Origin of the sequence: Dysgonomonas mossii (genome assembly GCF_004569505.1) — a bacterium.
Lineage (GTDB): Bacteria > Bacteroidota > Bacteroidia > Bacteroidales > Dysgonomonadaceae > Dysgonomonas.
In genome coordinates this window covers 1-408 of the sequence record NZ_SPPK01000100.1, presented here as the reverse complement: position 1 = coordinate 408, position 408 = coordinate 1, and the positions used below count along the sequence as shown (strand labels likewise).

At 35.8% G+C, this 408-nt stretch carries 1 protein-coding gene; it reads left to right on the top strand.

All coding sequences use genetic code 11. The features are described from left to right. The coding region (locus tag E4T88_RS17615) for an aldehyde dehydrogenase family protein (RefSeq protein ID WP_135107592.1) at nt 1–402 on the top strand (402 nt) is incomplete at its 5' end. Between the last annotated feature and the right edge of the window lie 6 nt (nt 403–408).

Sequence of the window (408 nt, the reverse complement as noted above, 5' to 3'; positions counted from 1 at the left end):
ACACTAGCAGCAGGTGGAGTAGGTAAACCTGAAGGACTAGAAAAAGGTTATTTCATAAAACCGACATTGTTTACAGATGTTAAAAACGATATGACAATTGCTCAAGAAGAAATATTCGGTCCGGTAGGTACAATCATTACCTATAAAGATTTAGATGAAGCAATTGAAATTGCTAATGATACAGTATACGGATTAGCAGCTTATGTTTATGGTAATGATACAGATCAAGTTAGAAAAGTAGCTAGATCAATCGAAGCAGGAACTGTCGAGTTAAATGACGCAGGTAGAAAACCTGACTTACCATTCGGTGGTTATAAACAATCAGGTATTGGTAGAGAATGGGGAGACTATGGTATAGAAGAATTCCTAGAAGTCAAAGCAATACCAGGCTACTTTAAATAAGTATTA